General features: G+C 49.5%; 7 protein-coding genes and 5 pseudogenes. 2 read left to right on the top strand and 10 right to left on the bottom strand.

Annotation, left to right across the window (positions count from 1 at the left end):
• Positions 1–7: 7 nt before the first annotated feature.
• From ACOQH0_RS23230 to ACOQH0_RS23200, 7 genes and pseudogenes are all read right to left on the bottom strand, one after another.
• Complete coding sequence (locus ACOQH0_RS23230) at positions 8–2,380, bottom strand: phosphotransferase (protein WP_421512431.1); 2,373 nt, start codon at positions 2,378–2,380, stop codon at positions 8–10.
• 17 nt (positions 2,381–2,397) lie between these two features.
• Positions 2,398–3,294 carry a UbiA family prenyltransferase gene (locus ACOQH0_RS23225; RefSeq protein WP_421512430.1) on the bottom strand — a complete coding sequence of 299 codons (897 nt, stop codon included), beginning with the start codon at positions 3,292–3,294 and terminating at the stop codon, positions 2,398–2,400.
• 87 nt (positions 3,295–3,381) lie between these two features.
• On the bottom strand, positions 3,382–4,512 hold the full coding sequence (locus ACOQH0_RS23220) for an ABC transporter permease (protein ID WP_421512429.1): 1,131 nt from the start codon (positions 4,510–4,512) through the stop codon (positions 3,382–3,384).
• Positions 4,513–4,515: 3 nt separating this feature from the next.
• On the bottom strand, positions 4,516–5,445 hold the full coding sequence (locus ACOQH0_RS23215) for an ABC transporter ATP-binding protein (RefSeq protein ID WP_421512428.1): 930 nt from the start codon (positions 5,443–5,445) through the stop codon (positions 4,516–4,518).
• Positions 5,442–6,419, bottom strand: a complete 978-nt coding sequence (locus tag ACOQH0_RS23210; RefSeq protein ID WP_421512427.1) for an HlyD family secretion protein — start codon at positions 6,417–6,419, stop codon at positions 5,442–5,444. Before ACOQH0_RS23210 ends, ACOQH0_RS23215 begins: the two co-directional genes overlap by 4 nt.
• A 188-nt stretch (positions 6,420–6,607) precedes the next feature.
• Positions 6,608–7,065, bottom strand: a pseudogene (locus tag ACOQH0_RS23205) (IS6 family transposase); the annotation flags it as partial.
• Positions 7,066–7,427: 362 nt separating this feature from the next.
• Positions 7,428–7,563 (bottom strand): annotated as a pseudogene (locus ACOQH0_RS23200) (IS6 family transposase); the annotation flags it as partial.
• Positions 7,564–8,268: 705 nt separating this feature from the next.
• On the opposite strand from ACOQH0_RS23200, the pseudogene ACOQH0_RS23195 reads away from it, so the two are divergent.
• Positions 8,269–8,565, top strand: a pseudogene (locus tag ACOQH0_RS23195) (helix-turn-helix domain-containing protein); the annotation flags it as partial.
• Between the two features lie 157 nt (positions 8,566–8,722).
• Here ACOQH0_RS23195 and ACOQH0_RS23190 read toward each other — a convergent pair.
• Positions 8,723–9,262 carry a hypothetical protein gene (locus tag ACOQH0_RS23190; RefSeq protein ID WP_421512426.1) on the bottom strand — a complete coding sequence of 180 codons (540 nt, stop codon included), beginning with the start codon at positions 9,260–9,262 and terminating at the stop codon, positions 8,723–8,725.
• Positions 9,263–10,232: 970 nt separating this feature from the next.
• Positions 10,233–10,625 carry a hypothetical protein gene (locus ACOQH0_RS23185; RefSeq protein ID WP_421512425.1) on the bottom strand — a complete coding sequence of 131 codons (393 nt, stop codon included), beginning with the start codon at positions 10,623–10,625 and terminating at the stop codon, positions 10,233–10,235.
• 53 nt (positions 10,626–10,678) lie between these two features.
• Here ACOQH0_RS23185 and ACOQH0_RS23180 point away from each other — a divergent pair.
• Positions 10,679–10,897: pseudogene (locus tag ACOQH0_RS23180) on the top strand (IS3 family transposase); the annotation flags it as partial.
• A 1,139-nt stretch (positions 10,898–12,036) separates the two neighbouring features.
• Here ACOQH0_RS23180 and ACOQH0_RS23175 read toward each other — a convergent pair.
• Positions 12,037–14,100 (bottom strand): annotated as a pseudogene (locus tag ACOQH0_RS23175) (RHS repeat-associated core domain-containing protein); the annotation flags it as partial.

Here is a 14,100-nt window from a genome sequence, read left to right as displayed (position 1 = left end):
AAGTAAACTATGCCTGAAACGAATATCGCGTCAGATCAATAAGTTTGCGCAGTGTGTGCATCGCTCGGTCAATAAACGGCAGGGGGCTGACATGATGTGCCATCAGATAAAACGGCATCCGCCGCAGCCAGAAATCATGCAGCGCTATGACGTATCCCCGCTGCCACATGTCAGGAGCCAAGGCGATCCGGCTATGTATTTCCAGCTTGCGGCGATGTTGTTCAAGATAGTGCGCTACGGTATCCCGGCTGATATCGTCCTGGCCGGTAAATATCAGCAGCTCCACAAGATCCCGTTGAGGCAGATTAAGTGTTGCCAGTTCCCAGTCCCAGGCGCATAGCCTCAGTCCCTCATCACACTGACGGAATGCGATGTTGCGCGGGTTAAAATCGTTATGCACCAGCGTCTGCGGCATCTGTACGATTTCCCTACACCAGCTTTCCACACCGTCTGTCCATGACAGGAAATAGTCATGCTCAGCTGGCGTAAAATAGTGGGGGTAGCGTTCTGCCATAAAATCTGCAAAGGCATGCATCAGCGGGCGCTGCGCAAGGGTGTTGTCTTTATCCTGGACAGTGATCTCAGGGAAACGCTGTAACAGCGTGGCTTCCTGTCCCAGCCAGACAGCGTGGATCTCAGCCAAGCCGTCAATGGCGGTTTCAATATGGTGCGGCTGCCACAAACTAAGGTTGTCAGTGGAATCCATCAGCACTAAGCCGCTAAGCCGCTCTTCAATTAAGGCGTAAGTTTGAGTTTTATCATTCCGGATGACACCATAAACCTCGGGCATATAGCGGGTCAGACGCGGATCCTGCTGATTCATCACCGCCACTTCACGACTGTGAGTATTCAAAAACTCAGTAAGAGGAGAGAAATCTGAAATAGCCTGAAGCAGGGCGGGAGAGCATTTTTCCGCGAGGAACTTCATCATGGTGAAGATATTCTGATCCAGCGGCTTGAGCTTCAGCATAGCCGGAACTTTCCGACGGGCCGAGTCCGTCAGAGTCACAGGAAACAGTCCCATAAGCCTGTCAGAGTGCTGTGCGCTGAGAACGGTCAGCAGACTATGGCTATCATCTGAATCCGTCGGGATCTCAACGGCTATCGGCGCTTTGCTGCCCCAGGCCGGGTTATAGGCGGCGGACTGAAAGAACTCGACATTAAGATCGGTCAGTGAGGAAGGCGCGGTTGTCAGGCGCGGACGGTTGCGCCCCAGTTTTTCATGGGATTTGGCAAATTCATCTGCTGCAATAGCGGACAAGGTGGAGATATCCAGCGCCAGACAATAGGCGGCAATGATCTCTGCCAGCTTACGGCTACTCTCCTGTCCTTTACAGCCCAGCATGTCCAGACACTCTCTCTGCTGAGGCAGATATGTGCCGCCACCGACTGTGCCGACCACCAGAGAAGGCAATGTAATGCTGCAATAGAGTGAACCGTCGTCGTTCATTTCCATGCGCAGATGCGCCAGAGAGGATTCATGAACACTGGCAATATCCTGTCCCAGCGCGGTAAACAGCCCGGCAATGACATTCGCCACATTTATATTCATGCCCGTCATCCCGGCAGCAACCGCGCCTTCCGCTGTCCGGTGATAGGCTTTCAATAACTGAACCGGGGTGATCCGCAAAACAGATTTGCATACCTCCGTACTCAGACAAGTTTCGGCAATCACCCGCACCCCGCGGCCGTTAATCATTGACTGGTAAGAGACTTTTTTATCGCTGGATAAATTACCGTCAATCATCATATTCAGCGGCCTGAGATCACTTTCCGCCAGTTTTTTCTCTATCAACCGGCAGGCATGCCAGGTGCAGTTTGTGGTCATATTCTGCCCAGCAGCGTCTGCGGTTTCATAAACAAAATGCAGATGTACATTGCGCCCGATAATCTGCGGTGTTATCTCCATCAACTGCGCATGACTGGAATGACGACCAATTTCGGCGCGTAATTCGCTGAGATAGCCAGTGACCTGCTGACTGAACTCTACCGCCTGCACAACGCTGCGGAATTCAACGTGTGGCACTCGCATCATGCGCTGACCGATTACCCGGACCGTTGCACCGCAGGAACGAGTAATGGCGGTTGAGCCGCGTGAGATCGAGGCAATCAGCGCTCCTTCGGTGGTCGCAAAAGGCGCATAAAACACACCCTGAGCATGAAGCCCGTTAATCAGCAGAGGGCCACCGATACCGACAGGAATTTCTACTGAGCCGATAAATCCTTCTATTGTGTTTGATAACGCGGCAACATCAAACGAGTTACAGGCAACCTTCTCGAGTGAACAGTTGGTGTGTTCTGATAAAAAGGCTAAGCGCTGTTGCCGGGCTTTTTCTGTATAGGTATACAGATGACGTGGTGATAACGCTTTAAACGACATAACAAACCCTGAATGTATTAAACAGAAACATGGTTAAAAATGGTTATTGCGCAATCGAGATATCCCACAGTCATATAAAGACCAATGATTGCTTCATTACGTTTACGATTACGGGCACAGGGACGGCGTAAAAACGACGTGAGCTGATACAGGCTCAGCAGATAAAAAATCACTAACGGAATTAAGGATGGAAATGAAATGTTCCCGGTGGTGGCGTGCAGCAACCAGAGTTGAATAAACAGCATGATGGAGGCAAGCAGGACGAGAATAGTAAAGACGGTTTTGATGCCATAAAGGGATGAGTATGTCGGAATGTTTTCCCGATCTTCATCGGGGCCTTTATACTTGCGCGTGATTTCGAAAATAAATCCGGCAATGAATGAGAGCAGCATCAATATTTTTACAGGCGCACTCAGTATGACGCCCGGTATCGCAATATTCGCCAGCCACCATATAATCAGCGGCATGACCAGCATATGGGAAATGGCATACAGGGTGAAATATTGATTAAGCCAGGTACCAATAAAAAACTCTTTACCCATCAGACAAATCCAGATGAACATTAACCCCCAGGCGAGCGTACTGCCGCCGATCCCTCTGTCAACCGCCATACTGGTTACAAGCTGAAGCGCAATACAGGCAATACCTGCAATTTTGAGATGTCTGAGTGTAATCACCCCCCGCTGGAGCACTCGTCCGGGATGATAAGTGCAGTCAATCAGGTAATCTTTATGTTCATCAAAGATCCGTATCAGTAAAAAACAGGACCAGGAAGCCAGACAGCCAGCAATGACATTCCATGAGAAAAAGACTGCTTTGTTTTCTGCTTCTACCGCAACGGTATAACTCACAATAAACAGCAGAAAAAAAAAAGGTGCGTTGAGCAGCGGAAAACGCTCATGCATCCACATCATAAAATTCCCTGTCAGGGACCGTTCATCTCTCTTGTCGTTATTCATAAGTCACTCTCATCTTCATTAAAACAGGAACAGTGATGTTCATTAATCCAGTGTTCGTTGGTAGAAAAACAGGCCAAGGATCATAAATCCGGCGGTAAATCCGATTAATGGCCAGACATCAGCCCACATGTCAACGAGGGTATTGCCTTTGAGTATCACCCCGCGGATCAGCCGCAGAAAATAGGTCAGAGGTAAACACGAACCGATATATTGTGCCCACTCCGACATCCCCCGGAACGGGAACATAAAACCGGTCAGCAATACAGAAGGCAAAAAATAGAAGAATGTCAGCTGCATGGACTGAAGCTGATTTTTGGCAAATACGGATAAAGCAATGCCTACAGCCAGGCTGGCGGCGATAAACAATAAAATAGAAATAAACAGGGAAAACAGATCTCCCTGAATCGGAACGTTAAACAGGTAAACCACCATAATGCAGATAACGACAGACTGAAGCATGCCGATAATCACATAAGGGGTTATTTTCCCGATCATGACTTCAAGCGGCGTAGCCGGTGTCGCCAGCAGACTTTCCATCGTGCCGTTTTCACTCTCTCTGGCGATCGCCAGCCCGGCCATCAGTACCAGTGTCATGGTCAGAATAATACCCAGCAATCCGGGAACAATGTTGTATTGTGTAATGCCTTCCGGGTTGTACATCCTGTGCTGAACCACCTCAACAGCGATCGCGGACGATGCCGGTTTCAGGGTCTGCGGCAGGTTTTGTTTCAATACCCGTTCCGACAGCATTTGAGCCGCCGCCAGCGGCTGAACAATGGCTGCCGGATCAGTGGCGTCAGCCTCAATCAGCATGCTGCTTTTTTCACCGCGCAATAATTTATGACTGAAATCAGACGGGAAGCTGATAACAAACTGCACCTTACCCTGAGCCAGCGCCTCAGCGGCTGCCTGCTCCGTGGTGATAGCCGTGTCAAACGAGAAATAACCGGAATTATGCAGGGCATACAACATACTGCGGCTCATGATATTTTTATCGGCATCAAGCACCGCAGCTGGCAAATGGCGAGGGTCCATATTAATGGCATAGCCAAACATGATGATTTGCATCAGCGGTATGATGATCAGCATCCCGGCGCTTAATTCGTCGCGTCGTAACTCCTGTAATTCTTTAACAAAAATCCCGCACCAACGGGTGAGTGAAAATCCGAACATGTACTAAATCCCTGCTGTAGTGTGCTGTTGATGATGTTTAATCAGGCGAGCAAAAATATCATCCAGACCGGTCTCGGTCTTTGTCAGGCGATACTGTGGCTGAAAGGGTGTCAGAGACTGACTGAGCAAGGCAGGGTCGCTGCCCGTAACATGCAGCACGTTACCCAGCAGTGAAGTGTGTTCAACACCGGGCAACAGCAGTAACTGTTTTTCCAGATGGGTGAGTTTTTCACCGCGTATCGCCCAGGTAACCAGTTGTTGTTGTTTAATTACCTCATCCGTACTGCCCTGAACCAGCAGGTTTCCGTAGGCGATATAAGCAATCTGATGGCAGCGCTCTGCCTCATCCATATAGTGGGTGCTGACCAGAATAGTCACTCCGCTGTCCGCCAGCTGGTGCAATATCTGCCAGAACTCCTGCCGGGCATTGGGATCAACACCTGCGGTAGGTTCATCCAGTAGCAGCAGTTTTGGATTGTGGAGCAGACTGGCTGAGAGCGCTAAACGCTGCTTCCATCCGCCGGAGAGCTTTCCGGCCAGATGATGGCGATATTTCTGTAACCCCGTTTGCTGCAGAATATCTTCCACCCGTTTTCCCCGCTGAGGAATGGTCTGTAGCCTAGCAATAAGGCACAGGTTCTCCTGTACTGTAAGATTTTTCCACAGCGAGAAATGTTGGGTCATATAACCGACCTGGCGTTTAATTTTTTCTTTTTCATGACCGAAAAGATCAATGCCCAGACAGTATCCGCTGCCAGAATCCGGAGTCAGCAGGCCACACATGATGCGGATAGAAGTTGTTTTACCGCTGCCGTTAGGGCCAAGAAATCCGCAAATCTTACCGGTATTTATTTCCAGCGAGAGATCCTTCACCACATGGCGATCGCCGAAGTGCTTATTGATATTCTGAACACTGACCACCGAACTGTTCATAATGGCAGAACCACAGAAACAGGCATGCCGGGATGCAAATCATCCGCGTGACTTTGCTCAGTTTTTGCTTCGACCAGGAAAACCAGCTTATCCTTGCGCTCATTGCTGTAGATAATGGGTGGCGTGTACTCAGCTTCGGGGGAGATATAATCAATGGTGGCGGCTAGCGGAGCCGAATTCGGCTGTAAAATAATACGAATGGTTTTGCCGGTTTTAACCTGTGACAGCTGTGCCGCGGAAACAAAAAAGCGGATTTTAAGCTTACCAGGTGCAAGCAGACTCACCACCGGGCTTCCGGCAGGAACCCACTCTCCAGGCTGATAAAAAGTATCAAACACCCGTGCTCTGCGCGGCGCATACCGTGTCATTTGATCCAGTATCCACCTGCTTCGGTTAAGTACTGCCAGGGCTGCCTTAGCGCGGGCTGTCTGTGCCTGTTGTTGAGCATCACGCGCGGGCAATTCTTCGGCAGAAAGGCGGTTTTTCAGCTCTTCAACCACGGCAGCTTTCTGATGAAAATCCGCGCGGTAAGTTTCCAAATCAAATGTAGAAACCGCGCCGCTTGCGACCTGTTTTTCATTACGGATTAATTTTGAATTGGCAAGCTCCTTTGCGGCAACAGCCCCCCTGAGCTGAGCGCGCAACACATCCAGTTCCGTTTTTCTCCTGCCAGAACGTAGATCGGTGAGAGTTGCCTGTTCAGTATTAAACTGATGCTGCGCCTGCAATAATTGCTGAGTTTCACTTTCATTTTCCAGCGCAAATAATAAAGCCCCTAACTGTACCTCATCCCCTTTTTTAACATCCAGTATGTTTAAAACACCCTGTCCGGAAGATGATATATACATAAAATCACCCTCAACATATCCCTGAATTAACGATTCGCTTTTATTATCACAGGCAACAATCAAAACAGAGAATAGTGAACACATCAATATTATTTGAAGTTTAAATTTCAGTGATGAGAAAAACACCTGCAAGTTATCCTTGACTTAATTCTTTATCCGTATGCTGAATTTGATTATCACACGAATAATGTGGAAAAATGTAGTTAAATGTTCCAAAGTTGTTTTTTTATGGTATTTTTGTTGATATAGATCATACATAGGAGGCACTGTTGCAAAGTTCGCGATGAGGTAACCTTTTTTCTGACTGAAAGGCCTTACATGTCAAAGACCCTGCTCACCAGACGTATTTCGTCCAAGGGATCGCCGTAATAAAATGCTGAGGCCTGACCTTTGCGTAGTGCTCGCATCACCTCAATACCTCTAATAGTGGCGTAAGCCGTCTTCATGGATTTAAATCCCAGCGTGGCGCCGATTATCCTTTTCAGCTTGCCATGGTCGCATTCAATGACGTTATTACGGTACTTAATCTGGCGGTGTTCAACGTCCGACCTTCGCGTTTGAGCAACGCAAGCGCACGGCCATAGGTGGGCGCTTTATCCGTGTTGATGAATCGCGGGATCTGCCACTTCTTCACGTTGTTGAGGATTTTACCTAGGAACCGGTAGGCGGCTTTGCTGTTACGTCGTGGTGAAAGGTAAAAATCGACAGTGCGGCCCCTGTTGTCAACGGCCCGGTAAAGATAAGCCCAGCGGCCATTGACCTTTACATAGGTGTAGCGAATCGCATTTGAAATCCCGCAAAATCGCATTTATCCCGTTTTTCAGCTCAAATTAACTGCAACTGAAAAACGGATTGTGCTCACATTAAGTGGAAATGTGCTCGCAATCAGTCCGATGGACTCGCATTTCATTTCGACTGGCTCACATTAGCTGCAAATGAAAAAAACGTCTCATTTGGATCCAGACAGCAAATAATGCTTGTCTCATAAAATGGCCTAGTGGGAGCGAAGCTGCAAAATGCGACATCTGACTTTTTTGAACTGTATCTGAGTAAAAAACACTCACCTGTGAAATGGTTGCCATGGCACTGTTGCAAATTTCTTGATACTGTAGCCTTCGGAATTACAGAAAGGCCTTAAATTTCAAAAACTCTGCTTACCAGACGCATCTCACCCAAGGGATGGCCGAAGTAAAAGTTTTCCGCCTGTCCTTTACGCAATGCCCGCATGACTTCAATCCCCTTGATTGTGGCATATGCCGTCTTACTGAGAAAGCACAGCGTATATCACCCTTCGGGTGATATGTTTTTCCTTATTAACTACCTGTCGTTTCCATGGACGGCTAATGATTTCCGTTGGTGCATCATCAAAATACTGCCGCCGTGAGCTGAACTCCCGTCTGAGGTAATCGCTGGCATTCAGAGTGGCGCTCCCGGCGGGAGCTGCTGAAAATTTAACGGTATTCAGCAGACGGGGCAGGAAACGACGAACCCGCCCGTACTGTTCCACCATTTCATCATGAAAGTTATCGTCTGATGGCCGGGCAATTACACGGACAAGCGCGATGATGTCGGCCAGTTTTTGCCTCGGGATGTGGCTGAATACTTCGGCCCGGATTGATTCGTCCGGCGTTTTCTCTTTCAGCAGGTACGAACATGCGCTGGCGAGTGCCAGTGCTGATTTATCCAGATCCTTCAGCGATCGGAGCCGTTTTTTCTGCCCAATCTTTCTGGCGTCACGGATGATAACAGCCAGCATGGCATCCAGAACGTCCAGTGCATCATCCAGCGCCAGCGTCTCCCATGCAAGGACAAAAGCAACCAGTATCGCGGTCCTTTTCTGCGGAGCCATCCTGGCGATATTGAACACCGACGTCATTCCCGCATAACGAGTGAGATTCTTCAGACGTACAGCCCGGATATATAAAAGACGGGTAAGACGAAAGGTCCAGGGCCAGGCAAATTCGCGATAATCATATTTATTGATGACGGGATCAGTACCGATGGTGAAATGGGGCAAATGGTGGTGACCATCCTGTCGGCTATTGCGCAGGCCGAACGGCTCAGGATACTGGATCGCACGAATGAAGGCAGACAGGAAGCAAAACTGAAAGGCATCCGGTTTGGGCGCAGGAGAACTGTAGACAGGGACTATGTGCTGTCGTTATATCGTCAGGGAATTGGAGCTACCGGGATTTCCCGGCAACTCCGTATTGCTCGTTCCACGGTTTATAAAATTTTGGATGACGAAAATATTCTTAGCTCAAGTAAATAACAAAGTATTGTCGTCTTTTTTACCAACCAACAAAAAACATTGAGGCGCCAACATCCCTACCCTTCCATTTTTACATATTGAACATAAGAAATATTTGGCTCATCTTTAATATCGTATGCGGACCTTAAGTATGGCGGTAAGAAATCGTTGAAAGAGGTTAAACTAGTAAAAAAAACTCCCCATAATTTGGGTCGAAAAATGTAGCTTCATTGTTTTTTGTTAATTCAAGTGCCATGTTATGAAATGAACCTGGTAATCCTAGGGGGATAGAATATAATCCAACGTCCACTGGAGCAGAATTGTCATATATTTCTATCGTGTATCCTTTATTTTTTACGTAGTCAATAATAACACCAGGATTCCCAGTTTTAACCCTCTCCATAGCAACATACATGATCTCTTCTCTTCCTTCCGGAGTGGATATATCAGAAAAGAAATCAATTATTGAGTTTCTTTCAGTTAACCATTTTGATGTCAAAGGCACACAAACCCCTTCTTTTGCAAGGGTTGAATTTTGTATGAAATCTTCCTGATTAAAATCCATTAACAACTTGACGTCCGAAACACCACTTAACTCCCGGTAAACTTCAGTAAGGCCAGATAATATATTGGTGTTTTTTTTGTTTGATGAGAGATTAGTTGTGGCAGAATCGTCGATATCACAGTCACTGTAATCCGGTTCAGGAATTTCCGGCATGCTTTCTTTTATACACGCAGCGACGCCAACTTTAACGTAAGTTTCATCATAGTTTTTGTTCCGAGGCTCAGTATTAAATAATACAGGGCTGATTTTATCATGTGTGTTGCTTACGCTAGATATATTTTTATTAGAACGCTGTTCACTTACTCATTACTGGTTAACTCGACTGAGTTTCTTGAGCAATTTATCTGGGCTCGATTAATTGATGGAAGCATGTATTACACCTCTACTAATATGACATTAGTAGATTTTATCATGAATTTTTAGCGAAAAAAGTAACAAATCGACCATTTTCTTTCAGAATATATGGAAGGAAGAACATGAGACAAACGATCACCTGAGTCCATTAGAAGAGGCGTCAGAGGAAGAAAGCATTGCTTAACGTGAGTTTTCGTTCCACTGAGCGTCAGCCCCCGAGTAAAAGACGTGAGGCCATCAGACTGATGTCCACTCGTTGCTCAGGGTTGTCCTTATTAATCAGTGCATTACCTTCAACACTGAAGACAACACGACTCTCTATGAGATATTCCATTTCCGCGGGCTAAACCCGTACTAGTGTTATTTAGTTGGAATAATTTTACCATGAACTGAACGGAAAACAGGAATTTTCTTATGAGAAAACATGAATCACCTGAGGAATGAAACCGATAGTCAGCATTGTGAAAACCACTGGAATATCCATATATAACCTGCCTTCCCGCGTTGGAGGAGTGAGTAATAGAAAGTGTCGCAGGCCTGGATGTTATACACTCTGGTGATTTGCTTTTGATTGATAACAATCCGACCTGAGCAGCATCGTCCGGCACATTATGGACAGGACCCCAGTTTGGGAGGGTCGGACTTACATTGTGGGAGGTACTGACTGACGCATATCCACCGAGCCTTTGATAGCGGTTAGGGTTGGCTCGAGTCCGATTCTCTTCAGCTCCCCCCGGGGTGACGTCCGCATGGCAAGGCCCCCGCCGGTTTACGGGTAGGAAACAAAGAGCACACTTTCGCCGTGGAACTCCCCCACCCAATCGGGCGTGCCGGTAAGTGTGGCAGTCATGTTCACGGTATTCGCACCCTCAGACCCGTTGAGTTCGGACGTGAGCGGTTTCCCATTGGCCCGGAGTTCTGCACGCATACAGTTCGACAGTGACACATCATTCTCGCCCCGCAAGCGAAGGGTGTATTTCATCCCTGTGGTGCAGGTCACCCCTATATCCTTATCCTGTTTAGCGCCCGAGGCATCCGCGAGTGTGACGGTACCGTAGTCGAACGTTACGGCAGGAGTGGTGAGTGCGCACCATTGGTTTGGAGGCGGGGTTCCGACGCAATCAGCACTTCCTCCGGCACCACCATCCCAGCTGCCGTTCATAAATGCATCGAAAACCTCATTGTCCGTATACTCTACCCGTTTTCCAAGCGGACCCCAGCATGAGCAGGCGTGGCAACTGCTGGGATAATGCGGTGGCCGAATCGTTCTTCAGTTCGCTGAAAAAAGAACGGATCAGAAAACGCATATATAAAACCCGGGATCTGGCCCGGGCGGATATCTTCGATTACATTGAAGTGTTCTACAACCGGGCCCGGCGCCACAGTCATCTCGGCGGCGTCAGTCCGGAGGCCTTCGAACAGGCCTCGTCGTGAGGACAGAATTTGTCTACAGGCATGGGGGCAGTCCAACCTTAAAGGTAGTTTTTCCAGTACTTATTCTGCAACCCGGAATCATTAACCCAGGTTGCAGAATAAATTTACAATTTACGCTATCAGTCGATAGATAGATTTCTGAAATTTTCGAAGTTATTCGTTGCCCGGGTTCGTACTTCTAGGAAAGATCTACCTCCAGCATAAGCTGCAGACATTGCATATTCGGCAGGATGGCTGAGCAGGTTTAAACCTGTTATTGATTGTAAGGCTCTGTTTCCAAGTCGCCTGGCAATATTTCCACCTGAAAAACCGAGCATTCTGTCAAGACCTCTACCGATTTGAGCCCCCTCATAGGCACTTACCGCTGCTAACTCACCTATTCCTTCCATATCTGTATATGACTCAGCACCTAACGAACCAAGAGAGACACCTATCGGGGCCGTATATTGAGTTGCTCTCCCGGATGTTCCTCCATGCAACGCAACATCGGTTCCTGCAGCAGTACCTATTTCACCTCCTGTTGTTATTCTAATGTCAGAGGATCGTCCTAGAAAATTTAAACCAGTATCAGTAATGCCACCAATCAGAGCCGTATTTACGGCAGACTGAGTTGTACCACCATTAATAAAATTAGCAAATTGTCCGGCAGTTGCTGCCCTTGCAGAGGTCGGACCTGGTGCTTTATGGAGTAAACGGGAGAATCCAGATGCTATTCGCCCACTAAAGTAACCTAATGCCCCTCCTATCAGCGTCGCAGCGGCTGCAGCGCCAATAGCAACCGGAATAGCCAAACCTGCGGTTGCTATTGCTCCCCCTACAGCCATCCCCATTAATCCACCGATAAAAACACTTTTAGCCAGACGAGATTTTCTTATGCGCTCAATATTATTTCTCGAATGTTTAAATAAGCGTTTTATTCCCGCCTTATAGGCATATTTGAAAACTTTACCAGCAACAAAACGGAGGGGGGAAAATAATGATGGCATTGATGGCATTGATGGCATTGATGGCATTGATGGCATTGATGGCATTGATGGCATTGATGGCATTGATGGCATTGGTGGCATTGATGGCATGGGAACTCCATTTTCTATAATATTACTGAGTCCTGATATAGCATTACCTAAAAGTGTTGCCTGACCATCGCTATCATAATTAGTAATAGGATTATTTTTTACCATTTGATAGAGATTAAGCCCATCCACCTTGCCTGCAGGATCTGAGGAGAGCCATCTGCACGCCCACGTCTGGTAGTACCGGTAGCCGTAGTAAGACAGCCCTGTCGCATCTCGCTCCTTGCCCGAGTACCTGATTGTTTTGTAACTCGCCTCCGCCTGGCTTCGCGCCGTCCACACCGCCGTGCCGCCGTAAGGATAGTATTCCTCCATGCTGATAATGTTACCGGCGTTGTCCAGCTCCAGCTGGCTGCTGCCCGTCAGGTTATCGTAGCTGTAACGCACCTGGTCGTTGATGATGCTTTCCGGTCTACCACTCTCCCAGTGCAGCACCCGCACCTGCGCCAGGCCCGCTTCGCCCACAGTTATAACCTGCAGGTTTTCTGTTTCCGTGTTCCCTGTAGCCGTACTGCGCAGTTCCAATCCTGCCAGATACAACACCCGTTGCGTCTGCATGCTGTTACCCGTTTTCTGTACGCTGACCTTCAGGATGCGCTGGCTGTCTGCGTCATAGCGGTAGCTCTCACTGTCGTCCGCTCCACCATCGCGGGTCACGGGCGTCACCTTCAGCAGCTCGTTACGCGGTGTCCAGACCAGAGTTTGTCCCGGCTGCAGTTGAATCTGCTGCCCGCCGGCCGTGAACATCGCGTCCACGTCTGCGGGATTTTCCGTCAGCGTGCTCAGTACGCCCCGGTTGCTCCGGTTGCTTATGGTTATTCTGGTGGTGTAACCACTGCCTGTTGTCGGAGCGTGACGCATCTGCGTCAGATTGCCGGCTTCGTCATAAGTGTAAGTGCGGGTGTAACTGGTATATGCAGAACTGTCCGTGGGGAGGGGAACGATGGTGGCGGGCAGGCTGCTGCCCTGCTGACCGGCATTGGCCATCTCGCGCCCGGTGGCACTGACCAGCTGGTACAGGCTGTCGTAAACATACGTGTTCTCCGGCACCACTTTCTGGTTGCGCCAGAAACGCGTCTCTTCCGCGTTGTTGCTGATTTTCAGGACGTTGCCCACCGGGTCGTACTCATAGCGCAGGTCCTGCAGTATTTTCTGCCCTGATTTATGCCCGGCGGGACGCTCCGTTTTAATCCCGGTCAGGCGCTGTGTTTCCTGCTCGTATTCATACGTGGTCACCACGCCGTTGCCGTGCGCCTCGCGCAGCTTCTGGCCTGCGGCCGAGTACGTCAGGGAGGCGACGATAGTCTGCTCTTTTCCGCCCGTCACCGTCAGCCAGCTGCCAGACAGCAGGCCCGCCACATTGTAGGCCACGCGCTGTTGGTTGCCTTTTGCGTCCGTGGTGATGAGCGCTGCTCCTGTGGCGTCAGCGGTGGTCTGGGTGGTGTATGTCTCACCATCAAGCAGGTCTTTCCACGCTGAGGCATCCGCTCCCTGCCAGTCGGCCACGGTGCCCGGGTTGTCCGCGTCCTTCAGCAGGCGGCGGGTGACGGAGAGCGGCACGCCGGTCAGCGCCACGCTGTCCGTCTGGGTCAGGCCTGCCGTGTCGTAATGGCAGACGCACGCACCGGCCAGGTTCAGCGCCTTCTCTGCGGCAGTATTGGCAGCATACATGAAGCGCTCCGTGACACGGGCGGCTTCACCGGTGGCCTGCTCGGTCACGCTGACCAGGCGCCCCGGCAGTTCTGCATCCTCATACTGCCAGGTGCGGGTTACCGCCTGACTTCTGTCCTCCGTGCCATCACTGGCAGTGCTGATATTGCTGACCGCGATAAAAGGTCGGCCTGCAGCATCATTCAGGCTGACGGTGGTGCCGTTGTCTGCGCCCTGCGAGCGCAGCACGTTGCCGGCCAGGTCGGTGAGATAACTGAAGTTCGCCAGTCCGGCGTCGTGCAGTCGCGGGTCTGTGCTCTGTGCCAGAAAGCCGCGGGCATCGTACTGATGGCGTGTAATGCGCTCACTGGTCACGTCCGGGGAGGCGGGATGGCGGTGGTACGAGATGTCGCGCACGGTCAGACCCCGGTTGTCGAGAACCGTGACCGAAGGGGTTTTGCTGAACAACGATGTGCTCAT

Source organism: Enterobacter sp. JS8-1, assembly GCF_049187015.1.
Lineage (GTDB): Bacteria > Pseudomonadota > Gammaproteobacteria > Enterobacterales > Enterobacteriaceae > Enterobacter > Enterobacter mori.
Note: the sequence above shows the minus strand (reverse complement) of the source record. Positions and strands in the feature narration are given on the sequence as shown.

Excerpts from the sequence above, each read along its gene's own strand:
- ACOQH0_RS23225 (WP_421512430.1), bottom strand. The coding sequence starts at position 3,294 with ATGATGTGGATGCATGAGCGTTTTCCGCTGCTCAACGCACCTTTTTTT.
- ACOQH0_RS23190 (WP_421512426.1), bottom strand. The coding sequence starts at position 9,262 with ATGCCGGAAATTCCTGAACCGGATTACAGTGACTGTGATATCGACGAT.
- ACOQH0_RS23185 (WP_421512425.1), bottom strand. The coding sequence starts at position 10,625 with ATGAACGGCAGCTGGGATGGTGGTGCCGGAGGAAGTGCTGATTGCGTC.
- ACOQH0_RS23230 (WP_421512431.1), bottom strand. The coding sequence starts at position 2,380 with ATGTCGTTTAAAGCGTTATCACCACGTCATCTGTATACCTATACAGAA.
- ACOQH0_RS23220 (WP_421512429.1), bottom strand. The coding sequence starts at position 4,512 with ATGTTCGGATTTTCACTCACCCGTTGGTGCGGGATTTTTGTTAAAGAA.
- ACOQH0_RS23215 (WP_421512428.1), bottom strand. The coding sequence starts at position 5,445 with ATGAACAGTTCGGTGGTCAGTGTTCAGAATATCAATAAGCACTTCGGC.